The organism is Neisseria sp. P0004.S004 (assembly GCF_051963335.1).
GTDB lineage: Bacteria > Pseudomonadota > Gammaproteobacteria > Burkholderiales > Neisseriaceae > Neisseria.
This window is the reverse complement of the sequence record NZ_JBQCUK010000007.1, coordinates 108,934-130,619: the sequence shown is the minus strand read 5'-3', so window position 1 is coordinate 130,619 and position 21,686 is coordinate 108,934. Positions and strand designations below refer to the sequence as shown.

Annotated in this window: 24 protein-coding genes, 1 other RNA gene and 2 pseudogenes; 15 read left to right on the top strand and 12 right to left on the bottom strand. The window is 50.5% G+C overall.

The genetic code is table 11. From position 1 onward, the window contains the following. Nucleotides 1–16 precede the first annotated feature (16 nt). Nucleotides 17–664, bottom strand: a complete 648-nt coding sequence (locus ACTHRY_RS07840; protein WP_049322974.1) for a pyrimidine 5'-nucleotidase — start codon at nucleotides 662–664, stop codon at nucleotides 17–19. Between the two features lie 64 nt (nucleotides 665–728). Here ACTHRY_RS07840 and ACTHRY_RS07835 point away from each other — a divergent pair, with 64 nt between their 5' ends. From ACTHRY_RS07835 to ACTHRY_RS07825, 3 genes are all read left to right on the top strand, one after another. Then, complete coding sequence (locus ACTHRY_RS07835) at nucleotides 729–1,730, top strand: thiamine ABC transporter substrate-binding protein (RefSeq protein WP_440374180.1); 1,002 nt, start codon at nucleotides 729–731, stop codon at nucleotides 1,728–1,730. A gap of 111 nt (nucleotides 1,731–1,841) precedes the next feature. Continuing rightward, complete coding sequence (locus ACTHRY_RS07830; protein ID WP_049322976.1) at nucleotides 1,842–2,687, top strand: mechanosensitive ion channel family protein; 846 nt, start codon at nucleotides 1,842–1,844, stop codon at nucleotides 2,685–2,687. A gap of 77 nt (nucleotides 2,688–2,764) precedes the next feature. Beyond that, the gene (locus ACTHRY_RS07825; protein ID WP_049322977.1) at nucleotides 2,765–3,232 is read left to right on the top strand and encodes a CinA family protein; all 468 of its coding nucleotides are present in this window, start codon (nucleotides 2,765–2,767) and stop codon (nucleotides 3,230–3,232) included. Nucleotides 3,233–3,310: 78 nt separating this feature from the next. On the opposite strand, the gene efeB is transcribed toward ACTHRY_RS07825, so the two are convergent. The 3 genes from efeB to efeU all read right to left on the bottom strand — a co-directional run bounded on the left by efeB (nucleotide 3,311) and on the right by efeU (nucleotide 6,715). Then, entirely contained in the window at nucleotides 3,311–4,576 is a 1,266-nt protein-coding gene (gene efeB, locus ACTHRY_RS07820) for an iron uptake transporter deferrochelatase/peroxidase subunit (protein WP_003747690.1), read from the bottom strand. 135 nt (nucleotides 4,577–4,711) lie between these two features. Then, entirely contained in the window at nucleotides 4,712–5,878 is a 1,167-nt protein-coding gene (gene efeO, locus ACTHRY_RS07815; RefSeq protein ID WP_049335642.1) for an iron uptake system protein EfeO, read from the bottom strand. 12 nt (nucleotides 5,879–5,890) lie between these two features. Next, on the bottom strand, nucleotides 5,891–6,715 hold the full coding sequence (gene efeU, locus ACTHRY_RS07810; protein ID WP_036492490.1) for an iron uptake transporter permease EfeU: 825 nt from the start codon (nucleotides 6,713–6,715) through the stop codon (nucleotides 5,891–5,893). A 396-nt stretch (nucleotides 6,716–7,111) separates the two neighbouring features. Between efeU and ACTHRY_RS07805 the strand changes: the two are divergent. The 4 genes and pseudogenes from ACTHRY_RS07805 to ACTHRY_RS07790 all read left to right on the top strand — a co-directional run bounded on the left by ACTHRY_RS07805 (nucleotide 7,112) and on the right by ACTHRY_RS07790 (nucleotide 9,288). Beyond that, a pseudogene (locus tag ACTHRY_RS07805) lies at nucleotides 7,112–8,287 on the top strand (cytochrome-c peroxidase). A 139-nt stretch (nucleotides 8,288–8,426) separates the two neighbouring features. Beyond that, nucleotides 8,427–8,756, top strand: coding sequence for an FKBP-type peptidyl-prolyl cis-trans isomerase (locus tag ACTHRY_RS07800; RefSeq protein ID WP_293202418.1), 330 nt, complete (start codon nucleotides 8,427–8,429; stop codon nucleotides 8,754–8,756). 125 nt (nucleotides 8,757–8,881) lie between these two features. Next, a complete protein-coding gene (locus ACTHRY_RS07795; RefSeq protein WP_003686612.1) occupies nucleotides 8,882–9,130 on the top strand; it encodes a BolA family protein in 249 nt (82 codons plus the stop codon). After that, entirely contained in the window at nucleotides 9,109–9,288 is a 180-nt protein-coding gene (locus ACTHRY_RS07790) for an IS3 family transposase (protein ID WP_315093160.1), read from the top strand. Before ACTHRY_RS07795 ends, ACTHRY_RS07790 begins: the two co-directional genes overlap by 22 nt. 102 nt (nucleotides 9,289–9,390) lie before the next feature. Here ACTHRY_RS07790 and ACTHRY_RS07785 read toward each other — a convergent pair whose 3' ends face one another. From ACTHRY_RS07785 to bioH, 4 genes and pseudogenes are all read right to left on the bottom strand, one after another. Beyond that, nucleotides 9,391–9,816 (bottom strand): DUF6911 family protein, encoded by a 426-nt coding sequence (locus ACTHRY_RS07785; RefSeq protein ID WP_197049997.1) that lies wholly within the window; start codon nucleotides 9,814–9,816, stop codon nucleotides 9,391–9,393. Further along, nucleotides 9,806–10,141: pseudogene (locus ACTHRY_RS07780) on the bottom strand (cytidine deaminase-like fold-containing protein); the annotation flags it as partial. The gene ACTHRY_RS07785 and the pseudogene ACTHRY_RS07780, both read right to left, overlap by 11 nt. A 106-nt stretch (nucleotides 10,142–10,247) precedes the next feature. Further along, on the bottom strand, nucleotides 10,248–11,042 hold the full coding sequence (locus tag ACTHRY_RS07775) for a methyltransferase (protein ID WP_314765766.1): 795 nt from the start codon (nucleotides 11,040–11,042) through the stop codon (nucleotides 10,248–10,250). A gap of 60 nt (nucleotides 11,043–11,102) precedes the next feature. Continuing rightward, a complete protein-coding gene (gene bioH / locus ACTHRY_RS07770) occupies nucleotides 11,103–11,849 on the bottom strand; it encodes a pimeloyl-ACP methyl ester esterase BioH (protein ID WP_036492479.1) in 747 nt (248 codons plus the stop codon). Here bioH and ACTHRY_RS07765 point away from each other — a divergent pair. The 7 genes from ACTHRY_RS07765 (at nucleotide 11,848) to rnpB (ending at nucleotide 15,971) form a co-directional block, all read left to right on the top strand. Continuing rightward, nucleotides 11,848–12,564 (top strand): ComF family protein, encoded by a 717-nt coding sequence (locus ACTHRY_RS07765; protein ID WP_036492477.1) that lies wholly within the window; start codon nucleotides 11,848–11,850, stop codon nucleotides 12,562–12,564. The two genes, bioH and ACTHRY_RS07765, sit on opposite strands and share 2 nt — an antisense overlap. 64 nt (nucleotides 12,565–12,628) lie before the next feature. Then, nucleotides 12,629–13,093, top strand: coding sequence for a tRNA (uridine(34)/cytosine(34)/5-carboxymethylaminomethyluridine(34)-2'-O)-methyltransferase TrmL (gene trmL / locus ACTHRY_RS07760; protein WP_036492475.1), 465 nt, complete (start codon nucleotides 12,629–12,631; stop codon nucleotides 13,091–13,093). Between the two features lie 48 nt (nucleotides 13,094–13,141). Then, complete coding sequence (locus ACTHRY_RS07755; RefSeq protein ID WP_440374179.1) at nucleotides 13,142–13,861, top strand: septal ring lytic transglycosylase RlpA family protein; 720 nt, start codon at nucleotides 13,142–13,144, stop codon at nucleotides 13,859–13,861. Nucleotides 13,862–13,959: 98 nt separating this feature from the next. Continuing rightward, nucleotides 13,960–14,544, top strand: a complete 585-nt coding sequence (gene ruvA, locus ACTHRY_RS07750) for a Holliday junction branch migration protein RuvA (protein ID WP_295700412.1) — start codon at nucleotides 13,960–13,962, stop codon at nucleotides 14,542–14,544. A gap of 13 nt (nucleotides 14,545–14,557) precedes the next feature. Further along, on the top strand, nucleotides 14,558–14,791 hold the full coding sequence (locus tag ACTHRY_RS07745; RefSeq protein ID WP_440374178.1) for a methionine-binding protein: 234 nt from the start codon (nucleotides 14,558–14,560) through the stop codon (nucleotides 14,789–14,791). Between the two features lie 54 nt (nucleotides 14,792–14,845). Further along, complete coding sequence (locus ACTHRY_RS07740) at nucleotides 14,846–15,556, top strand: hypothetical protein (protein WP_440374177.1); 711 nt, start codon at nucleotides 14,846–14,848, stop codon at nucleotides 15,554–15,556. A gap of 53 nt (nucleotides 15,557–15,609) precedes the next feature. Further along, nucleotides 15,610–15,971, top strand: an RNA gene (rnpB, locus tag ACTHRY_RS07735) — RNase P RNA component class A. 107 nt (nucleotides 15,972–16,078) lie between these two features. Here rnpB and mltA read toward each other — a convergent pair. The 4 genes from mltA to ACTHRY_RS07715 all read right to left on the bottom strand — a co-directional run bounded on the left by mltA (nucleotide 16,079) and on the right by ACTHRY_RS07715 (nucleotide 20,324). Further along, nucleotides 16,079–17,401 carry a murein transglycosylase A gene (gene mltA / locus ACTHRY_RS07730; protein ID WP_070873668.1) on the bottom strand — a complete coding sequence of 441 codons (1,323 nt, stop codon included), beginning with the start codon at nucleotides 17,399–17,401 and terminating at the stop codon, nucleotides 16,079–16,081. A 91-nt stretch (nucleotides 17,402–17,492) separates the two neighbouring features. After that, the gene (tet(M), locus tag ACTHRY_RS07725) at nucleotides 17,493–19,412 is read right to left on the bottom strand and encodes a tetracycline resistance ribosomal protection protein Tet(M) (RefSeq protein ID WP_440374176.1); all 1,920 of its coding nucleotides are present in this window, start codon (nucleotides 19,410–19,412) and stop codon (nucleotides 17,493–17,495) included. 15 nt (nucleotides 19,413–19,427) lie between these two features. Next, nucleotides 19,428–19,514: a tetracycline resistance determinant leader peptide gene (locus tag ACTHRY_RS07720; protein ID WP_011058339.1), complete on the bottom strand. Its 87-nt coding sequence runs from the start codon at nucleotides 19,512–19,514 to the stop codon at nucleotides 19,428–19,430. A gap of 237 nt (nucleotides 19,515–19,751) precedes the next feature. Continuing rightward, a complete protein-coding gene (locus ACTHRY_RS07715) occupies nucleotides 19,752–20,324 on the bottom strand; it encodes an RDD family protein (protein WP_049344925.1) in 573 nt (190 codons plus the stop codon). A 240-nt stretch (nucleotides 20,325–20,564) separates the two neighbouring features. Here ACTHRY_RS07715 and asd point away from each other — a divergent pair, with 240 nt between their 5' ends. Continuing rightward, the gene (gene asd, locus ACTHRY_RS07710; RefSeq protein ID WP_049344926.1) at nucleotides 20,565–21,680 is read left to right on the top strand and encodes an aspartate-semialdehyde dehydrogenase; all 1,116 of its coding nucleotides are present in this window, start codon (nucleotides 20,565–20,567) and stop codon (nucleotides 21,678–21,680) included. The last annotated feature ends 6 nt before the right edge of the window (nucleotides 21,681–21,686 follow it).

Below are 21,686 nucleotides of genomic sequence, written 5' to 3'. Positions count from 1 at the left end.
TTGATTTTTAAAAATTTCATGGCAGGTTTTGTGCAAAATCAAGCAAGCCCTGCATATCTTTCGCTATGCCGTCGGCAAATGGCAGCGGATGGGCTTTTTCGCCGTACCAAACGGTCTTCATGCCCAAGGCTTTGGCTTGGTGCAGATTGTCGGCGCTGTCGTCCACCATAATGCACTGTTCGGGTTTGACGCCCAACAGGCGGCAGACGTTGAGATAGGCTTGCGGATTGGGTTTGTAGAGCAGGCCGAAGTCGTCCGTGCCGAACAAGCCGTCAAAATGCGCTTCCAAGCCCAATGCTTCAACCAATGCGCGGACATAAAACGAAGGCCCGTTGGAAAATACGGCTTTTCGCCCTTTCAGACGGCCTAAAACGTCATCAGTTCCATCCATACCCTCCACCTTTGCCAAAATTTGCTTAAGCGGGTGACTTTCACGCAAAAATTCATCGATATCGACTTCGGGATGGTGGATTTGCAAACCGGCAAGCGTCGCGCCGTATCGGTGCCAATAATCTTGGCGCAGGTGGGATGCGGCTTCTTCGGAAAGTTTCAGACGGCCTGCTATGTATTCGGTCATGGCGCGGTTGATAATGTAGAAAATGCCTGCTTCGGCATTGTGCAAAGTGTTGTCGAGGTCAAACAGCCAAACGGGAGAATGATTCATATCGTGCCTTGATATGCAGATTTTGTTATGATATTTCGTATTTTACTCGTACAAAGGAAAGAGAATGAAACTGAAATTGTCCGCCGTGGCCCTGTTGTTGGCTTCGGCAAACCTGTACGCACAAACCGAAGTGCGTTTGGCCGTGCACAAATCCTTCAGCCTGCCCCCATCCGTCATCGCGCAATTTGAAAAAGCCAACGATGCCAAAGTGTCCGTCATCAAGGCAGGCAGCGGCAACGAAATGCTCAACAAGCTGATTTTGAGCAAGGCCAACCCGATTGCCGATGCGGTTTACGGTTTGGACAACGCCAACATTGGTAAAGCCAAAGCCGCCGGCATCCTCGCCGCCAACCAACCCAAATCCACGCCCGTAACCGCTTCCCTGCCCGATGCGCTGGCCGTCGATTACGCCTATGTCGCCATCAACTACGACAAAAAATGGTTTGAACAGAAAAAACTGCCCCTGCCGCAAACCCTGCAAGATTTGACCAAACCGGAATATAAAAACCTTCTGGTGACCCCGTCTCCCGCCACATCATCGCCCGGCCTCTCCTTCCTCTTGGCCAACATCGGCGGCATGGGTGAAGAAGGAGCGTTCAAATGGTGGGCGCAAATGCGCCAAAACGGCGTGAAAGTCGCCAAAGGCTGGAGCGAAGCCTACTACACCGACTTCACCCAAAACGGCGGCGCTTATCCCCTCGTGGTCAGCTATGCCACCAGCCCGGCTGCCGAAGTCCACTACTCCAAAGGCAAATACAGCACCCCGCCCACCGGCAACCTCTTCCTCAAAGGCGGCACATTCCGCCAAGTTGAAGGCGCGGCCGTTTTGAAAGGCGCAAAACAGCCCGAGCTGGCGGCCAAACTGGTGAGCTGGCTGCAAAGCGGCGAAGTGCAAAAAGCCCTGCCTGCCGAAATGTGGGTCTATCCGGCTGCCAAAAACACGCCGCTGCCCAAAGTATTCGAGTTTGCCCAAACCCCGCAACACAGCGATTCCCCCAACCGCGCCGACATCAACACCAAACAAAAACAATGGGTGAGCCGTTGGAGCAAAACTGTTTTACGTTAAACCGAAAAACTTAAAAACACATCAAGGCCGTCTGAAAAAACAAATCATTAGTTTTTCAGACGGCCTTGTTTTACAATAACCTTTTAAACAACTTCACACGCACACACAATTATGAATTTCGATCTTCAGGTCCTCTCTTCGTTCTCCGGCTGGGAACAACTTGCCCAAACCGGCATGTCTTTCGGTACCAACCTGCTGGCCGCCTTAGCCATCTTCTTTATCGGCCGCTGGGTCGCCACGCGCGTGGTGACACTGATGAAAGCCGCGTTGACACGCGCCAAAGTCGATAAAACGCTGGTCAGCTTCCTCGGCAACGTCGCCAACATCGGCCTGCTGATCCTCGTCATCATCGCCGCACTGGGCAAACTCGGCATCCCGACCACATCCGTGACCGCCTTGATCGGTGGCGCAGGCTTGGCCGTGGCTTTGTCTTTGAAAGACCAACTGTCCAACTTCGCCGCCGGCGCGCTGATTATCCTGTTCCGCCCGTTTAAAGTCGGCGACTTTATCCGCGTCAACGGCTTTGAAGGCATCGTCCGCGAAATCAAAATGGTGCAGACCTCTTTGAGCACGCCGGACAACGAAGAAGTCGTCCTGCCCAACAGCGTGGTCATGACCAACAGCATCACCAACCGCTCCTCCTTGCCCCTGTGTCGCGCCCAAGTCGTTGTCGGCGTCGACTACGCCTGTGACTTGAAAGCCGCCAAAGCCGCCGTATTAAGAGCGGCAACCGAGCATCCATTATGTGTTCAAACCGAAGAACGACCTGCCGTCGTATACATTACCAACCTTGGCGACAGCGCCATCGAAATCACCCTTTGGGCGTGGACGCAAGAAGAAAACCTCGGCCCGTTCCGATTCGCCCTGAACGAGCAAGTGGTTGAAAACCTGCGTGCCGCCAACATCAACATCCCATTCCCACAATGTGATGTCCACCTCATTCAGCCGAAAGCCTGATTTTAGCTTTCAGGCCGTCTGAAATCCGGCGGGCCAAGCGCCTACCCGGTTTTACCCTTTTCTATTAAGGAGCCGCCATGTCCCATCTGCAAACCATCGCCGAACACCTGACTAGCCGCCGCCAAACCGTTACCTGCGCCGAGTCCTGCACCGGCGGCCTGCTTGCAGGTGCGCTGACCTCCGTTCCCGGCAGCTCGCAGTGGTTTCACCAAAGCTTCGTCACATACAGCAACCAAGCCAAACAAGACCGTCTCGGCGTCATGCCCGACACCTTGCTGAAACACGGCGCGGTCAGCCGCGAGACCGTCTATGAAATGGCACGCGGCGCAAAAGCCGTCGCGCAGGCAGATTACGCCTTGAGTATTTCCGGCATCGCCGGCCCCGGCGGCGGCAGCGCGGCCAAACCGGTCGGCACAGTCTGGTTCGGCCTGGCCACGCCCGAAGGCTCGTTTGAGCAAACCGCGCTATTCACGGGCAATCGCGAAGCAGTAAGGGCGCAAGCCGTCGAATACGCATTGGCTTTCTTGGCGGAACATTTGGTTTGATAGCAAAAACTCAGGCCGTCTGAAATCTGGAAATCAGGTTTCAGACGGCCTTTTTATCTATTCAAACCATCGGCGGATTTATACGCCCAAAAGTTCTTTGCCGAGGAAGCTGCCTTTTTCGACACCCGGCAGGACGAAGAAATAGCCGCCGCCAAACGGGCTGATGTATTCCTCCAGCGGCTCGCCGTTGAGCAGGTTTTGCACGAAGATGAAGCCGTCGGCGAGGTTGGCCTGATAGCAGATGAAAATCAGGCCGACATCGAGCTGGCCGTTGGCGGCGAGGCCGCGCGAGTAGTTGAAGGCGCGGCGGTAGAGCAGGTGTTTTTTCATGAACTCCGGATCGCGCGGATTGGCAAGGCGCATATGGCTGTCTTTGGGCGTGATTTTGCCGTCGGGGTCTTTGGCGAAATCGGCGGTGTCGCCCTCTTTTTTACCGTCCATGGGCGCGCCGCTGTATTTGCGCCGGCCGAAAATATCGGTTTGTTCCTGCATCGGGGTGCGGTCCCAAAATTCGACAAAGTGGCGGATAAGGCGGACGGCCTGATAGCTGCCGTTTTTCGTCCATGCCGGTTCGTCCAAACTATTGGCGGCAACGCCTGTCCACAGGACTTGATCGGCAACTTTGGGATCTTCAACTTTGGGATTGCCGGAGCCGTCGCGGAAACCCAAAAGATTGCGCGCGGCAATGGCGCCGGGTTCGGCTTTAGGCAGCCAACCGTCTATGCTCCAGCGGATGACGGCAAACTGGGCGGTGTTTTTGATGATGTCGCGCAGGGCGGCTTGGCAGGTTTCGGGGGAGAATGCGCAAATTTGCAGGCTGAGGTCGCCGTCGCACCAAGATTTTTGGAGTTTGTCATTGGGGAAGTCGCGCATTTCCTGCAGGTGTTTCGGCTTTTTGTCTTTGAGGCCGAAGCGGTCGTCAAAAAGGCTGCTGCCGACGCCGACGGTAACTGTCAGCCCGTCGGGGCGGAATTGTTTGCCGAGGATGCCGCTGCCCGCAGGCGGGAGCTTGTCGTCGCCGTCTTGGTATTCGCCACCTTGGGTAAGGAATTCGATGCGGGCGGTCAGGGCGCGGAACAGGTTTTCAAGTTGTTTGGCATCTTTGGCGGTAACGTCAAAGGCACACATGATGCCGAAGAGCTGGTGTGGCGTAACGATGCCTGCCTGATGCTCGCCATAACACGGATAGGCCAGCTCGGAATGTTGGTTGTTTTGGGTTTCGGCGGCAGCCTCGCCTTGTTTTTTACCGGCAAAATAACCGGCAACGCCGATAGCGCCGGCGGCAAGGGCAGTTTTGAAAAGGGTTCGTTTTTCGGGTTGTGCCGGTTGTTTGTTTTGGCTCATGGTCTGCTCCTTGGCAGGGAACGGAAAGATTGCAATCGTGTGAAGTAAGGTTGGTTTTCAAGCATATTTTGTGTGGGAGACAATAAGATTCAGACGGCCTTTCAATATCCAAAGGCCGCCTGAAAACGCGTTATCTTATTTCAAACCCAAAATGCCGCGCAGTTTGGCCAAGTCTTCTGCCAAGGCATTAATCGGCGCCTGCAGGGCTTTGCGGTCTTCTTCGCTCAATTTGTCGTACAGCTCGAAACCGTTCGGGGTTTTGTATTTCGCCAAAATGTCTTCAACCTGTTTGAAGTTGGCATCGGTTTTTTCCAACAACGCTTTGTCTTTGGCTTCGATCAGCGGACGGAACAAATCAACGATTTTTTTGGAGCCTTCCACATTAGCTTGGAAGTCGCTCAAGTCGGTATGGCTGTAACGGTCTTCTTCGCCGCTGATTTTGCTGCCGGCCACTTCTTCAATCAGTTCGGACGCGCCGCCGACCACCTTACCCGGAGGAAACGCCAATGCGTCGATTTCTTTTTGCAGTGCTTCGACATCGGTCATCAGTTTGGCTGCAATTTCCTTCACGCCGGATACGTCTTTTTCTACCCAAAGGGCGTGTTCGATACGGTGGAAGCCGGTAAATCCGGCATCTTTCGCACCGTCTTTGAAGTCGTCTTCACGCGCATCGATGACGGGGTCGAGTTCGCTGAAAAGCTCGGCAATCGGTTCGATACGTTCGTAATGGACGCGGGTGGCGGCAAACAGGGATTTGGCCTTTTCAATGTCGCCGGCTTTAACGGCTTCGGTAAAGGTTTTGGTTTTCGCCACCAGCTCTTTAACCTCGCCTTGAACGTAAGCTTTATAGTCGGCGAGCGGTTGAGACAGTTTTTCCAAATCCGCTTCGTTGGCAGTGTCTTTGAAGCCGCTGTCGGTAACAATCAGCTTACCGCGCGGATTGGTCAACAGGCCGCAAGTCATTTCATATTCGCCCGGCAGCAGGGTAACGGTCATTTTGTCGGATAAACCCGGGGCGATGTTTTCACGCTCGTCCACCACCATCACGCCTTTCAGGATTTCCCATTCCAGCTTGCGGCCGCTGTCGTTTTTGATGTTGAACACGACTTGGCCGCTGGGGACGGTCAATTCCATCGGTTCGCAGGCAGTATCGTTCACGCCGATATTGACCGAACCGTCGGCATTAGCGGCAGCGGATGCGCCTGAAGCGGCAGGCGCGGCTTTTTCGGCTTCAGGCGGCTGACACGCGGTCAAACCCAGAGCCAACATTACGGACAAAGCAGTTAGATTGAATTTTTTCATTTTACTTCCTTTTTATTTAGTTAACGTTTTTGCCGGCGCACTGCCGCGCAAAAACCAAATCATGACGGGAACCAGATACAGCAGCCAAATCAGGACTTCGCCTTCGGTCGGGTGGTCGGTATAGCCGAAGAAACCGCCGAGCAGCACGCCTAAAGGGCTGTCTTCATGCAAATATTTCGATGTGTCGAAAGCGATGTCCTGCATCACATTCCATACGCCGGCCTCATGCAGCGCGCGAAACGAACCGGCCAGCAGACCGGCCGCCACCACAATCAGAAACGCGCCCGTCCAACGGAAAAACTTCGCCAAGTTCAGGCGCATACCGCCCTGATAAATCAGCGTACCGATGACAACCGCCACCAACAGCCCCAATACCGCGCCTATCGGCATAGACCACGTCGGGCTTTGCTGGAACACGGCCAGCAGGAAAAACACGCTCTCCAAACCTTCGCGCGCCACAGCCAAAAACGCCATGCCGACCAAGGCCCAACCCTGGCCGCTGCCGCGGTTCAAGGCCGACTGAACAGAATCCTGAAGATGCTGTTTCATCGAACGCGCGGCCTTCTTCATCCACAAAATCATGTACGTCAGCATCGCCACAGCCACCAGGCCGATGGCGCCGACCACCAATTCCTGTTCTTTTTGCGGAATCTCGCCGGTAGCGGAATGAATGCCGTAACCAATACCCAAACACATGACCGAAGCCAAAAACACGCCCAGCCAAACCTTCGGCATCAGCTCGCTGTGTCCCGACTGTTTCAAAAAACTGGCAACAATACCGACGATCAGGGCGGCTTCGATGCCCTCGCGCAGCATAATCAATAAAGCAATCAGCATAAAAAAACTCTAAAGTGAAACATTCATTTATTAACGCATTTATAACGCTTTATGCTTAATAACGCAAATTATTTTTATTTTTTAATAACCTCATATTTATTAAGATTTTTTAAAATAGAATAACGGACGTAATCAATAAAAACTAAAAGGCCGTCTGAATAAGGCCGTCTGAATTTTATTTTTTCAGACGGCCTTAATTTATCTAAGCAATTGTAAATAAATAATAAAAAAGTTCCATAGTATAAATTTCCCTATCAGTGATATTTTCAGAATTTATCAAATTTAAAAGGTTGATTTACAACAAAAATTAAAACCGCCTTATCTTTTATAGTTGGCATATTGCTGGTGCAATCAGCAATCCATGACATAACAAACGCATAACAAAGGAACCCTCCTATGCCACGTTTAAAACTCCACCAAATCGCTTTGGCTTTGGCCGTTTCTGCCGCGCTGACCGCCTGCGGCGAGAAAACGGCTCAAACAACCGAAACCCCTCAAGCAGCTTCTGCCGCGAGCGGTGCCGATGCTGCCGCAAGCACCGCCGCTGTTTCGGCCCCTCAAAATTCTGCCGATGTTTCTGCCGAAGACAAAGCCCTGTTGTAACGCGCGCAAGCTACGTTCAAACCTTTGCCTGACTTAGCCGAAATGCAAAAAGTTCGTCCGTTTACCGAAGAACAGGTCAAACTCGGCCAACAACTTTGGTACGAAAACCGCCTGTCCAAAGGCAACACCGTCAGCTGTAACTCTTGCCACAACTTGGCAACTGCCGGCGTAGACAACATGCCGACCAGCGCGGGTCACAAAAGCCAATTCGGTGGCCGTAACTCCCCAACTGCTCTGAATGCCGCCTTGTTGGGCAGCCAATTCTGGGACGGCCGTGCCGCCGATGTGGAAGAACAAGCCGGCGGCCCATTGCTCAACCCTGTTGAAATGGCCAACGCTACCGAAGCCGATGCCGCCGCCAAAATCGCCGGTATCCCTGAATACCAAGAAAAATTCAAAGCCGCATTCCCTGAAGACGGCGCGGTTTCCTTCAAAAACATCACCACCGCATTGGGCGCGTTTGAACGTACCCTGCTGACTCCGACCCGTTGGGACGACTACCTGAAAGGCAACGTATCTGCCCTGAGCGAACAAGAACGCAAAGGCGTACGCGCATTTATGGACAACGGCTGTATCGCTTGTCACAACGGCGTCAACTTGGGCGGTGCCATGTTCCAAAAATTCGGTTTGGTGGATGGTCCTTACTGGAAACACATCGACGATCCTAAACACGACAAAGGCCGTGCGGACGTAACCAAAAAAGCCGAAGACGAATTCTTCTTCCGCGTTCCCGGCTTGAGAAATGTTGAGCGCACCTATCCATACTTCCACAACGGCAGCGTTTGGGAACTGGATAAAGCCGTCAACATCATGGCAAAAGCCCAATTGGGTAAAACTCTGGCTCCGGAAGACACTGAAAACATCGTTGCCTTCTTGAAAGCCCTCTCCGGCAATGTTCCGGAGTCTGCCCGAACCATGCCTGAGCTGCCTGTCTCCCACGATGTCAAATCCCAACCTGACAACAAATAAGGTTTAGCGCAAAACAAAGGCCGTCTGAAAATCCGTTTCAGACGGCCTTTTTGTTGCCGGCCATATGGGCGCCTTTGTTTCACGATTCCACACAATATGGTAATCTTGAGCCGATTTTCACCATACATCCGAAAGGAACATCATGAGCCTGATTATTGAAGACTTGCAAGAAGGCCACGGCAAAGAAGCCGTCAAAGGCAAAGAAATCACCGTACATTACACCGGCTGGTTGGAAGACGGTACCAAATTCGACTCCAGCCTCGACCGCCGTCAACCGCTGACCATCACTCTGGGCGTCGGCCAAGTGATTAAAGGTTGGGACGAAGGCTTCGGCGGCATGAAAGAAGGCGGCAAACGCAAGCTGACCATTCCTTCCGAAATGGGCTACGGCGCACACGGTGCCGGCGGCGTGATTCCTCCGCACGCGATCTTGATTTTTGAAGTCGAGCTGCTGAAAGTGTACGAATAAGCATTTGACGCTTCCAAAGGCCGAGGCCGTCTGAAACCCGAAGTTTGGTTTTTCAGACGGCCTGTTTTTATCAAGATTCGGTATAATGCCTGTTTTACAAACAAACCATTTCCCAAGGAACCCTCATGCTTTTACCCGAACAAGTCAAAACCCTGATTGAAGGCGTTACCCCTTGCGAACACGTCGAAGTCGAAGGCGACGGCCATCACTTCTTCGCCGTAATCGTTTCCTCTTCCTTTGAAGGCAAAGCCCGCCTCGCCCGCCACCGCCTGATTAAAGACGGCCTCAAGCCGCAACTCGAAAGCAACGAATTGCACGCGCTGTCGATTTCCGTTGCCGCCACTCCAGCCGAATGGGCTGCCAAACAGGCTTAATTTGGAATCAAACAAAAGGCCGTCTGAAAAGTTTTCAGACGGCCTTTTTCATACATACTGAAATTGAAGAATATTTAGTGTATTACAACCAAAAACGAATTAAACTTGGTTTAAAAGGATTGAGCCCAGTGCAATACCGAGCTCAATATTTAAGTTAACTAACCTGTCCAACTTTTGGGGGGCAGATCAAAGTGCGGTCAGTTTTTGAGAGCTTTTAAAACGCTTTAAAAATTGACCGTACTTTATATAGATGTTTTAAATTATATATCCATTAACTCATAAGAAACATTTCCTGTTTCTAGCAACTCAACAAATACTCTTTTAATAAAATCAAAATCTGTTATAACTTCACTTGCTGGAAAAGGTTCTCCCATAAAATCAACCAATCTTGGAACTCCAGTAAAATCGGACTTAGACCTAATCAAAAACTCCCCGTTATCCCCGTATTCAAGTAGAGTAAATAAATATCTCTCACCATCTGATTCCATCCTTAATTCAGATAAGCCTACTTCTGGTTCAGGTATAACTTCTAATCTAACGTCAGATCTATGATTCTTTGTGCTGTTAAGCATAGATAATATTTTATCTTTACCAATCTTAGATGCCATATCCCTATCTGCCAAAGTTATCCATTCACCCTCTTCTGATTTATATGCACATGAAAAAAATAATAAGCTATTTTCCATTCTTATTTTCCTTTATTGATGTTTGCCCTTGAATCCAAGTATAAGTTTTCAGTTTGTTCTTATCATCAACAGCATGAACAGTGGCCGATTTTAATCCTGCTTTTTCTGCTGCTGATGCAATGTCTTGACGACAATGCGTACATACATCACGCCCTTGGACATGGATCACCATATTTTTTCCTTTAGTCACACCTTTTTCATAAGCTTGTTGAATTGCACCTATTTCAGCATGCGCATCTCGCATATTAGCATTTGGATAAGGTGAACCGTTCTTTTGAGGTTTTTTATTTGCCACATTCTCTGCAATTAAAGTCAATTTATTAGGGTCTGAAAATCTATCCCCTTAAACAGCGCAGGCAATCGATATAAACGCCAAACCGCATTCGACAACACGCAATCGCTGTGTAAACCTTACCGGCACAACCGCCAAACTAGCCCTGCCGTTTCGGGAAAAACTGCACCACGTTCTCCCCTTGCGGCAACATCAATTTCTTCACGGCATGGCCGTACACGGTTTCAAGCGTGATGTTCAGACGGCCTTCTTTTTCAAAAATCTTATCCACACATTCCTTGGCCGCTTGCGGATTGCTGAACTTCAACGCATTCCACAATCCCAAGGTTTCCATGTCCTGCCAAAACGTCCCAGCTTTTTTATAGCTCAACTCAAGCTTGGCCGTGTCGGTTACCGGATCGTAAAAGCCGTTGTCAGCCAGCATATCGCCCAAGTCGTGCATATCAATCAGCGTGGGCGCTTCGCATTCGATGCCTTCATGGTTCAGACGGCCTGTCAGCTCGCTCAGGCTGTCGCGGCCAAAGTGGGTAAAAAACAATAATCCGTCGGTTTTCAAAGCGGCGGCCCAGTTTTTCAAAACCGGCAAAATATCGTCGGCGCGGCTGAGGCTGAGGTTGGCCCACAACATATCGGCGGATGCTTCAGGTAATGGCGCGGTCAGGGCTTGGCAATGCTGCGGGATGGTTTTGCCGGTCAGCTTCTGCCAGAAACCGCCTTTGCGCGCGGCGGCGGCGGTTTTCAAAAAGTCGGCATTCGGATCGTATTCTTCAAACACGGCGTCGGGATAACGCGCGGCCAGCAGGCTGCGGCTGATATCGGCATCGGCACCAATCAGCATGATGCGTTTGGGTGCATTGCGGACCAGCTGCAGGCGCTCGTCGGTGTCTTGGGCGAGATGGCGGTGAATCTGCCAGCGTTTGTCTTGTTCGGTCATGGTGGGTCGTGTCAGCGGGCTTTGCCCGACAATATTCTGTTTTTATGGTTGATGTTTGTTTCAGACGACCTTTTCGACAAAATTGCGGTAGGTTTCGGCAAATTCGTCGGCATGGCTTAGAAAGGGCGCGTGTGCGGCTTTGTCGATAAGGACCAGCTCGCTGTTGCTCAAATGGCGGTGTAAATATTCGCCCATGCGCGGCGGCGTAATGGCGTCTTTCTGTCCAAACACCAGCAGTGACGGCGTTTGAATCAGCGGCAACAACGGACGCGCGTCAGCATGGTTGACCGCTTCAAGCGCGGCCTGTAAGGCGGAAGGCGTGCCGCAGCGCGCCAAATCGGGCAGCACCCGGTTTAAGATTTCGCCGGAATGGGGTGTGTGCAGCAGTTGCAGTTGTAGAAACTGTTTAATATGTTTGGCATAATCCTGCTGGAATGCGCCGACCATCTTGCCCAAGGCAGGTTGCGCCAAGCCTTCGGGATAATCCATGTCGGCAGTCAATCGGGCAAAACTTGCCGTCAGGCAGAGCGATTGGATTTTGTCGGGATAAAGCGCGGTCAGATACAGGGCAACCAGTCCGCCCAGCGACCAGCCGAGAATGTGTGCCGGCGTGTCGATTTGTCCGGCGAAGGTTTCGGCAACGGCGGCAATATCAAACGGCTCGGTAAAAGGCGCATCGCCGTGTCCGGGCAAATCAAGCGCGCGGACGTCCCAACCGGCAGGCAGGCGCGGTATCAAATCGTCGAATACATGGCGGTTCGCCGCCCAACCGTGTATCAGATAAACTTTTTTGGCGGAGTGTGGCATGAATGTTCTTTCTTGGTGGCGCAATTTGAAACGGCTCAATGCGCGACGTTGCGTATTATGCCACGATTCCGTTTCAGACGGCCTTTGCCGAGGCTGCGCAAACGATTTGACGGAATATTTTATCGACGCGGCACAAAGCTGCCCTTTGTGTTTCCGCCCTGTCGCGGGCGGGGCGGTGTGCGGCGGTTGTCAGAAAAAGCCGCCTGCATTTGATAGAATGTGGGCCTCGCTGTATTACGAACCGCCCGTCAGCAGCATGATACGCGAGCTGAAACACTTGGCCGATTTGGGCATGAGCCGTCCGTTGGCGGATTTAATGTGCCAAAACGCACCGGACTGGCTGACGATGGAACACTTCGATTTTGTCCTGCCCATGCCTTTGAGCAAAGAGCGGCGGCTCAAGCGCGGATTCAACCAAAGCGAGGCGTTGACGGATATTTTGGCAAAACGCTACGGCTGGACGCTGCTGCCGCGCCACGCGGTTTTCAGACGGCATAGCGAGCCGCAAAGTACGCTGAAAAGCGACGAACGTCGGCGAAATATCAAGAATGCATTTAAAATCAAAGCCGAATTGCCGAAGGCGTGTAATATTCTGTTAATTGATGATGTCTTTACTACCGGCTCGACTTTGGACGAATTGGCGAAAACGCTGAAAAAATCAGGCGCAGGCCGGATTTGTTGTTGGTCTTTGGCGCGGCCGCCAATGAAAAAATAGCTTAAAGTTTTTGACACCCATGGAACATTTCGGCATTATGCCACTCTATAAGTGATTGATTTATATGTTTACCATAGTTTTGTACCAACCCGAAATCCCGCCCAATACGGGCAATATCATCCGCCTGTGCGCCAATACCGGTGCCGATTTGCACTTGGTCAAGCCGCTTGGGTTTCCGCTGGATTCGTCCAAAATGAAACGCGCAGGTTTGGATTATCACGAGTTTGCCAAACTGACGGTACATGAGAATTTCGAAGACTGCCTCAAGGCCCTTGAAGGCCGCCGTATTTTCGCGCTGACCACCAAAGGCTCTACCCGCCCAGACGAAGTTTCCTTCCGCGAAGGCGACGTGTTGTTGTTTGGTCCCGAAACACGCGGCCTGCCTGCCGAAATTCTCGACAGCCTGCCTGCCGGACAAAAAATCCGCCTGCCGATGATGCCCGGCAGCAGGAGCATGAATCTTTCCAATACTGTCGCTGTGATTTTATTTGAAGCATGGCGGCAAAACGGTTTTGCCGGCGGCGTATAGCAGGCCGTCTGAAACCGCTGCGTTATCAACTCAAGAACGGAACCCGTTTTGACTTTTACCAAAAAAACCCTCCTTTCCTTAGCCGCCGCCACCATCGGCGTCCTTTCCATCAATGCCGCCGTTGCCGACAGCGTGGTCCGAGTCGAAAAACTGCATCCTTCTGCCAACCGCAGTTATAAAGTTGCCGGCAAACGCTACACGCCGCTGACCCAAGTTTCCTCTTTCAGCCAAACCGGCAAAGCCTCATGGTACGGCAACCAGTTCCACGGCCGTAAAACTTCCAGCGGCGAGCGTTACAATATGAACGCCCTCTCCGCCGCCCACAAAACCCTCCCTATTCCCAGCTACGCACGCGTGACCAATATGCAAAACGGCAAAAGCGTCATCGTCCGTGTCAACGACCGCGGCCCTTTCCACGGCAACCGCGTCATCGATGTTTCCCGCGCCGCCGCCCAACAATTGGGTTTCATCAACCAAGGCACGGCCAACGTCAAAGTTGAGCAAATCATCCCCGGCCAAACCGCCGCTCAAACCATTATTTCCCCAAACAACAAAGAATTTTTTGTTGATTTGAAATCCTTCGGTACCCAACGCGAAGCGCAGGCTTATCTGAACCAAGCCGCACAAAGCCTGCCGTCAGACAGCAAAGTCATGCTGGAAAAACGCAACTACGAATACGTTGTCAAAATGGGTCCGTTCAGCAGCCAAGAACGTGCCGCCGAAGCAGGCGAACGCGTCCGTCATCTGAATCTGGTGTCCGCCATCTGATTTCGTCCGCGTTAACGCTGAAGTTTGATACAATACAAGGCCGTCTGAAACCCGATTGCAAGGTTTCAGACGGCCTTTTTTAATCACAGGGGAACACCATGATCAGCAGGCTCACAGGCAAATTGATTGAGAAAAATCCGCCGCAGGTCGTTATCGACATCAACGGCGTCGGTTATGAAGCCGACGTTTCCATGCAGACTTTCTACAACCTGCCCCCCGTTGGCGAAACCGTCCATCTCTACACCCAGCTTGTTGTTCGCGAAGACGCGCATTTGCTGTTTGGTTTCGCCTCGGCCGAGGAACGCGCCACCTTCCGCCAACTGGTCAAAGTCAGCGGCATCGGTGCCAAAACCGCATTGGGTATCTTGTCGGCCATGAATGCCGACGAGCTGGCGCAAGCCATCGCCGAAGAAGACGTCAAACGCCTCTCCTCCGCCCCCGGCATCGGCAAGAAAACCGCCGAACGCATGGTGTTGGAACTGCGCGGCAAACTCGTGTCCCATACCGTTTCAAACGGCCTGTTTGCCCCTGATGCCGTTGCCGACGAAAGCCAAGACATCATCAACACCCTGCTTGCCCTCGGCTACAACGAGCGCGAAGCCAAAGCCGCCACCAAAGGCATTCCCAAAGGCACGGAAGTCGGCGAAGGCGTGCGCCTGGCCTTAAAAAACCTGCTCAAATAAGGCCGTCTGAAACATGAAGGCATTGGCCCTGAGCATCGCATTCTTTCTAAGCGCGTGCGTTTATACCGAGACTCCGTACGGGCGCACCGCCGTCTTGGACCTGCCCGTCCACTCGCAAACTACCGTCAACAAAACCGTGACCATCAACGCCCCGCCCGGGACGACCGTCATCTATCAAGACAGCGAACCCGTCCGCAATTACCCGGCCTATCCCGTTTATCCCCGCCGAATTTATCGTTATCGATAAACAACGCTGACCGTTTGAAACCATATATTCAGACGGCCTGTTGAGAGACCAACCATGAAATACATCCTTCCCCTGCTTTTACTCCTGAGCGCCTGCACACCGGATGCCAAGACCACCACGGATGCCGCATCCGCCCCCAAAACACACGGCTTTGCACACCGCCTGACCGAAGGCGAAAAACTGCTGACCCAAGCCCTCATCAAACAAGACCTCGCCGCCTACTTCAAACACGAAACCGGCGGCGCATTTGCCGAACAAGCCCCCTTATTCTCGGCCCAGCAACTTGCCGAACAGAAAAACATCCCCCAAAACGATGCCATCGGCGTTTATGGCAAAATCATCAAAACCCAAGGCCGCACCGCCTGGCTGCAAACCGACAAGCAAACCCTCAAACTCGATTTGGCCGAACCGCTGCAAGAAGCGCAAGGCGAAGTTACCCTCGTCTGCCAACATGAAAACACCGCATTCCAAGACTGCCAAACAGAAGAAAACTTCGCCCGACGCTTTACCGAACAAATCTTCTCGGCGGTCGAGTCCGGACGCGTATCCGCCCAAACATACGCACCGGCCGAAGAAATCATGGCCGGCCGCCTCATCCCGTTTTTGAGTGCCGCCAGCGACTTTACCGGCAACTTCAAAGCCTGCGCCACCACCATGACCGAATACTGCACCAGCCGCCTGGCACGCGAAATGCCCGAATCCGCAGTCCGCAAAAAAGCACAGGAGTTGGGTTTGACCGAAATAGCATTTAAAAAGAAAAAATAAATATTTAGGCCGTCTGAACCCTATGGCGGCTGTGTTATAATCCGCACCTCATACAGGTCGGACAGACAGTCGCCGCGTATCGCGTAAGGCATACGGGGAGGAAAGTCCGGGCTCCACAGAGCAGAATGCCGGCTAACGGCCGGGCGCGGCAACGCGACGGAAAGTGGAACAGAAAGCAATACCGCCGATGATTGCCTTCGGGCAAAACAGGTAAGGGTGAAAAGGTGCGGTAAGAGCGCACCGTGCATTTGGTAACAAAGCGCAGCAGGCTAAACCCCATTCGGAGCAAGACCAAACAGAACGCGATGACGCTGCTCGCCGAGCGTTCGGGTAGGTTGCTTGAGCACACCAGCAATGATGTGCCTAGAGGAATGACTGTCCGCGACAGAACCCGGCTTACCGTCCGAGCTGTATGTCCCCATACCGCGGCAGGTTTTTAAAACCTGCCGCATTTTTATCGAAATAAAAAGGCCGTCTGAAACCTGAATCTTGGTTTCAGACGGCCTTTTTTAAAACCGCTGTTTATGGGCGGTATTCCGGTTTCATGCCGTTGGGCAAAAGCTGCCATACATAGCCGGTGGTTTTCATTTTGCCGGCCACTTCGCCTGCTTCATCACCATAACCCCAGAAATAATCCACACGGACCGCGCCTTTGATCGCGCTGCCGGTGTCTTGCGCCATAATCAAGCGGTTGAGGGCTTTTTTGGTGATCGGGTGGGCAGTGGCGACAAACAGTGGTGCGCCAAGCGTGATGTAGTGGCGGTCGATGGCACCGGCGTATTCGCCCATCAACGGCGTACCCAATGCGCCCACCGGGCCTGAATCACTGCTGCCGGTCAGCTCGCGGAAGAAGACGTAGCTTGGGTTTTGTCCCAAAACTTCGGCAAGGCGGCCGGGGTTTTGCTTCATATAGGCCTTGATGCCCTGCATACTGGTCTGACCCAGCGGCAGATAGCCTTTGTCCGCCATATAGCGGCCGATGGAAACATACGGATGTTCGTTTTTATCGGCAAATCCGACACGGATGTATTTGCCGGACGGCGTTTTCAGACGGCCTGAACCTTGAATGTGCATAAAGAAAAGTTCGACCGGATCATCTGCGTAACCCAAAATCGGCGCTTTGCCGTTAAGCGCGCCGCCGTTGATTTGGCTGCGGGTGTAGTAAGGAACGAAACGGCTGCCTTCAAAACGGCCTTTCAGCGCGGTGCTGCGTGCTGTAATCGGGAATCTGGACAAGTCGGCCGTGTATGCGCCGCTGTTGTCGATGACGCCGCTGTTTGGGCCGGTTTGGCGGATGCGGACGGTGGCTTTGCTGCCCCTCAAGTTTGCAGCCAGCGGAACGGAAACAAAATCGTTCGGAATGCCGTAAATAGGGAAACGGGATTGGCTCGTGGATTTGTCGTCGCCGCGCAGGACCGGTTCGTAATAGCCGGTAATGGTGCCGGCAGGATTGCCGCCGTTATCGACGCGCCATGCGGTGAAATAGCGCTCGAAAAAGTGCTTGGCTTGGAAATGGTGCACCGGTGTTTGCATGGCCTGGATACAAACGTCCTGCCAGCCTTGGCGGTTTTTAAGTTTTTCACAGCCTAAACGGAAAGATTGCAGGCTTTTGGTAAAGTGTTGGAGGTCCCAGTGCGGCAATTCGTTGTAGGAAACTACGGTGTAGTTTGCTCCTCCCCCGCTCACTGTCGTACCGACGGGATCGGGCGTACCGGTGGGGCGGTCAGGGCCTTTGATAACGCTGGTGTCGGTTTCGGGGAGGTTTTTAATGCTTTTGCTCGGACAGGCGGCAAGAATGGCCGCGGCAATGCTGACGAGCGTAATGCGGTACAAATGTTTTTTCATGAAATCAATAGCGTGTCGAAAGGCCGTCTGAAAGCGATTTTTCAGACGGCCTATGTTGGAAAGTGCTGATTTTACATAAACATAAAATACACTAAGTTATTTTATTGAACATATATCGTACTTTATCTATCCGACTATTTGGACGACGGGGCTGGCAAACAGGTTCACCGGTAGTAACATGGTACCCTTTTAACTCTGTTAAACAAACACTACGTCCATTTGTAAAGAAAGTTAAATCACTACGATATTCTTGAATACACCGAGCAGGGATTTCTCCACTAAGAATGACCTCATTATTTTTCAATTGAGTGTCTACGATGTTCGCACAATATTTAGGAGCATCGTTGTATGCTCGTGAAAGATATTCCTGTGGCGCATAAATTTTAAAACTAAGATATGGCTCTAACAATTCTGTTCCAGCTTTTTTTAAGACTTGTTCCAATACAATAGGAGCAAGCATCCGAAAATCTGCTGGGGTACTAACAGGGCTATAGTATAAGCCATACTTAAAACAGATTTTACAATCCGTCACATTCCAACCATATAATCCTTGTTCGCAACCATAGCGTATCCCTTCCATAACTGCATTTTGAAATGATTGATTTAAGTATCCAAGAGAAACCGAGCTCTCATACTGCATTCCACTTCCCAACGGAAGCGGTGATACAGATAAACCAATGGAAGCCCAGAAAGGATTTGGCGGCACTTCGATGTGAATGGTATATTCTGCATTTTTTAACGGTCTCTCCATATAAATGACTGTAGGCTCTTTTAGTTCTATCTCCACATGATACTTTTCTTGCAACAGTGCACTAATCACTTCCATTTGTACTTTCCCTAAGAAAGAAAGTATGATTTCATGTGTCGCAGAATCCACATAATATCGCAGAAGCGGGTCACTGTCGGAGATTTCTAAAAGTGCATCAAGTAACATTTCCCTTTGTTGAGGTTTGCTCGGTTCAACAGTCGTTTGCAGCAGAGGGAGGGGATTTTCAATTCTCTCTCTCTGTGGCAATAGCTTTGTATCTCCAAGAACACTATTTAACTTCAAAAACTCATTCTGCAAAATAACAATTTCCCCGGAATAAGCCTTATCGATTTTACATAATTCACCATTTATTGAAGTATACATTTCTGTAATTTTTATTTTTTCCTTTTCCGATATTCTAACCGAATCTCGCAAATGCAGTACGCCACTATAAAGACGTATATATGCAAGACGCTGTCTTTTTTCCGAATACTCAATTTTGAAAACTTTTCCGCAAAGTTCAGACTGACCTCGATGTGTTGATGAATAAAATTTATTCGTAATCACTTCTATAAGGTTATCAATCCCTATATTGTTTTTTGCACTTCCGTGATAAACAGGGAACAGGGAACAATTATGAAATCTTATGCTTTCCTCTTGTTCGAGTTCTAATGCTTCCAATAATTTCCCAGACGTATATTTCTCCAAAAGGTAATCATTTCCTTCTATTACCATATCCCATTGTTCAGATTCGGTAAAGTTCATTACACGCATATTAGGATGCAGTTCTACCTTCTGTTTGATTACAATTTCGGCAGAAAGTTTCTCTTTAATATCCTGATAAACCGTTGATAAATCAATTCCATTTTGGTCAATCTTATTGATAAAAAAGATTGTGGGAATCCCCATTTTCCTAAGTGCATGAAATAATATACGAGTTTGTGCTTGTACGCCATCTTTTGCAGAAATCAGTAGAATTGCCCCATCTAAAACTGATAATGAACGATATACTTCTGCTAAGAAATCCATATGTCCTGGCGTGTCTATGATGTTCACCTTCGTATTTTCCCACTGAAAAGAGGTTATTCCTGTCTGAATTGTAATTCTTCTCTGACGTTCTAAAAGCGTATTATCCGTCCTCGTTGTACCTTTGTCCACGCTTCCTAATTCTGTAATCGCTCCACTGTTATATAATAAGCTTTCTGTTAAGGTAGTTTTTCCTGCATCAACATGAGCTAAAACTCCAATATTAATAATTTTCATGTGATTTTCCTCCATTCAAAAACCCAAAAGGGCATAAAAATCCCAGTGATAAATACTTTTATCACTGGGATTTTTATGCATAACCATAGGTATACAAAGCATACAGATATTCTCTGGATACTTTAGAATCACATGATAAAGGTATTCTTAAACTGGGTACAAAAAACTAAGCCCTCCTAAAAAAGGACATCTAATTATTTGTTCCCGCTATCAAATTGACAGTTTATTTAAGAATACCTTGCCGCATATTTATTAACTCCTTTTAAATAGTCACTTAAATAATAGCACGTAAGAGCATATTTGTAAAGGAATCTCCAATTTTTTATCAAAAAAAGCGATTTATCGGCGCGGCGGCAATTTGACGACAACCGTATCGGCCAGCATATCGTAGAGCGTGCGGCGGTCGCGTTTGACGGAAAAGAGCATGATGAAGTTGATGAAGGCTATAAGCAGAGAAATCAGGTTTCCACCCGTGTCACTTATTGCCAACGATACAATAGTTACCACAACACCAACAGCAAGCGCCCAGACAACTTCGCGGATTAAAACCGTTCCTTCAAAGCCCGGATTGCTTCCGTCATTTTTTAACACCCGGATGCCCATAATTTTTTTACCTAAAGACTGACCGTCCCGGCTCATGTAATACAGTTGGAAGATACCGAAAACCAAATAGACAGCCAAAGAAATAAAAAATGTTATGGCAAAATATTCAGGGGTATTAAAAAGAGAAGATTCCGAAACTAATTTTTTGCTTTCATCTAAAGTAAAAACTACCATCACAATAAATGGCAACCATATCAAAAAAGTAAACAGATTATTCAACAAATATGCCGCAACCCTCGCCCCCGGCGAAGCAATATGGACATCTACTATTTCTGTTTGGGGCAAATCCGACAAATTGATTTTGCTCATTTAATCTTCCTCTGTACCATTAATGAAATGCAATTTCATTGCCATCTTAACCTATTTTCCTATCATTCTAAAAATTTTCGATAAAAACCTTTACATTTTCCGCAGACGGCGTTAAAACGTTTGTTTTCCCCTTTTTTATAGTGGGTTAACAAAAATCTGAACAAAGCGGCAGGCGATGCCGTTCCGATTTTTGTTAATGCACTATAAACTTATCCGGATTTTCTTTGTAAGGAGTAACACATGAAAGTAGGTTTTGTCGGCTGGCGCGGTATGGTCGGCTCTGTTTTGATGCAGCGTATGAAAGAAGAAAACGACTTCGCCCATATTCCCGAAGCGTTTTTCTTTACCACTTCCAACGTCGGCGGTGCTGCCCCTGATTTCGGTCAGGCGGCCAAAACATTGTTGGATGCCAACGATGTTGCCAAATTGGCAAAAATGGACATCATCGTTACCTGTCAGGGCGGCGATTACACCAAATCCGTGTTCCAACCCCTGCGCGACAGCGGCTGGAACGGATACTGGGTTGACGCGGCTTCTTCCCTGCGCATGAAAGACGACGCGATTATCGTCCTCGACCCGGTCAACCGCAACGTCATCGACAACGGCCTCAAAAACGGCGTGAAAAACTACATCGGCGGCAACTGCACCGTTTCCCTGATGCTGATGGCTTTGGGCGGCCTGTTCCAAAACGATTTGGTCGAATGGGCAACCAGCATGACCTACCAAGCCGCTTCCGGCGCGGGTGCGAAAAACATGCGCGAACTCATCAGCGGCATGGGCGCGATTCACGCCCAAGTGGCAGACGAGCTTGCCGACCCTTCCAGCGCGATCCTCGACATCGACCGCAAAGTGTCCGATTTCCTGCGCAGCGAAGACTATCCGAAAGCCAACTTCGGCGTACCGCTCGCCGGCAGCCTGATTCCTTGGATTGACGTGGATTTGGGTAATGGCCAGTCCAAAGAAGAATGGAAGGGCGGCGTGGAAACCAACAAAATCCTCGGCCGCAGCGACAATCCGACCGTAATCGACGGCTTGTGCGTGCGCATCGGTTCTATGCGCTGCCACAGCCAAGCCATTACCCTGAAGCTGAAAAAAGACCTGCCTGTTTCTGAAATCGAAGCGATTTTGGCAGGCGCGAACGACTGGGTGAAAGTCATCCCCAACGAAAAAGAAGCCAGCATCCACGAGCTGACGCCCGCCAAAGTAACCGGCACGCTGTCTGTTCCCGTCGGCCGTATCCGCAAACTGGAAATGGGCGGCGAATACATCAGCGCGTTCACTGTCGGCGACCAACTCTTGTGGGGCGCTGCCGAGCCGTTGCGCCGCGTATTGCGCATTATCTTGGGCAGCCTGTAATTTAGG

Bases quoted from the DNA above. Each gene is read 5' to 3' on its own strand.
- ACTHRY_RS07840 (WP_049322974.1), bottom strand. From the start codon at position 664: ATGAATCATTCTCCCGTTTGGCTGTTTGACCTCGACAACACTTTGCAC.
- ACTHRY_RS07835 (WP_440374180.1), top strand. From the start codon at position 729: ATGAAACTGAAATTGTCCGCCGTGGCCCTGTTGTTGGCTTCGGCAAAC.
- ACTHRY_RS07830 (WP_049322976.1), top strand. From the start codon at position 1,842: ATGAATTTCGATCTTCAGGTCCTCTCTTCGTTCTCCGGCTGGGAACAA.
- ACTHRY_RS07825 (WP_049322977.1), top strand. From the start codon at position 2,765: ATGTCCCATCTGCAAACCATCGCCGAACACCTGACTAGCCGCCGCCAA.
- efeB (WP_003747690.1), bottom strand. From the start codon at position 4,576: ATGAGCCAAAACAAACAACCGGCACAACCCGAAAAACGAACCCTTTTC.
- efeO (WP_049335642.1), bottom strand. From the start codon at position 5,878: ATGAAAAAATTCAATCTAACTGCTTTGTCCGTAATGTTGGCTCTGGGT.
- efeU (WP_036492490.1), bottom strand. From the start codon at position 6,715: ATGCTGATTGCTTTATTGATTATGCTGCGCGAGGGCATCGAAGCCGCC.
- ACTHRY_RS07795 (WP_003686612.1), top strand. From the start codon at position 8,882: ATGCTTTTACCCGAACAAGTCAAAACCCTGATTGAAGGCGTTACCCCT.
- ACTHRY_RS07790 (WP_315093160.1), top strand. From the start codon at position 9,109: ATGGGCTGCCAAACAGGCTTAATTTGGAATCAAACAAAAGGCCGTCTG.
- ACTHRY_RS07785 (WP_197049997.1), bottom strand. From the start codon at position 9,816: ATGGAAAATAGCTTATTATTTTTTTCATGTGCATATAAATCAGAAGAG.
- ACTHRY_RS07775 (WP_314765766.1), bottom strand. From the start codon at position 11,042: ATGACCGAACAAGACAAACGCTGGCAGATTCACCGCCATCTCGCCCAA.
- ACTHRY_RS07765 (WP_036492477.1), top strand. From the start codon at position 11,848: ATGAATGTTCTTTCTTGGTGGCGCAATTTGAAACGGCTCAATGCGCGA.
- bioH (WP_036492479.1), bottom strand. From the start codon at position 11,849: ATGCCACACTCCGCCAAAAAAGTTTATCTGATACACGGTTGGGCGGCG.
- trmL (WP_036492475.1), top strand. From the start codon at position 12,629: ATGTTTACCATAGTTTTGTACCAACCCGAAATCCCGCCCAATACGGGC.
- ruvA (WP_295700412.1), top strand. From the start codon at position 13,960: ATGATCAGCAGGCTCACAGGCAAATTGATTGAGAAAAATCCGCCGCAG.
- ACTHRY_RS07745 (WP_440374178.1), top strand. From the start codon at position 14,558: ATGAAGGCATTGGCCCTGAGCATCGCATTCTTTCTAAGCGCGTGCGTT.
- ACTHRY_RS07740 (WP_440374177.1), top strand. From the start codon at position 14,846: ATGAAATACATCCTTCCCCTGCTTTTACTCCTGAGCGCCTGCACACCG.
- mltA (WP_070873668.1), bottom strand. From the start codon at position 17,401: ATGAAAAAACATTTGTACCGCATTACGCTCGTCAGCATTGCCGCGGCC.
- ACTHRY_RS07720 (WP_011058339.1), bottom strand. From the start codon at position 19,514: ATGCTTTGTATACCTATGGTTATGCATAAAAATCCCAGTGATAAAAGT.
- ACTHRY_RS07715 (WP_049344925.1), bottom strand. From the start codon at position 20,324: ATGAGCAAAATCAATTTGTCGGATTTGCCCCAAACAGAAATAGTAGAT.
- asd (WP_049344926.1), top strand. From the start codon at position 20,565: ATGAAAGTAGGTTTTGTCGGCTGGCGCGGTATGGTCGGCTCTGTTTTG.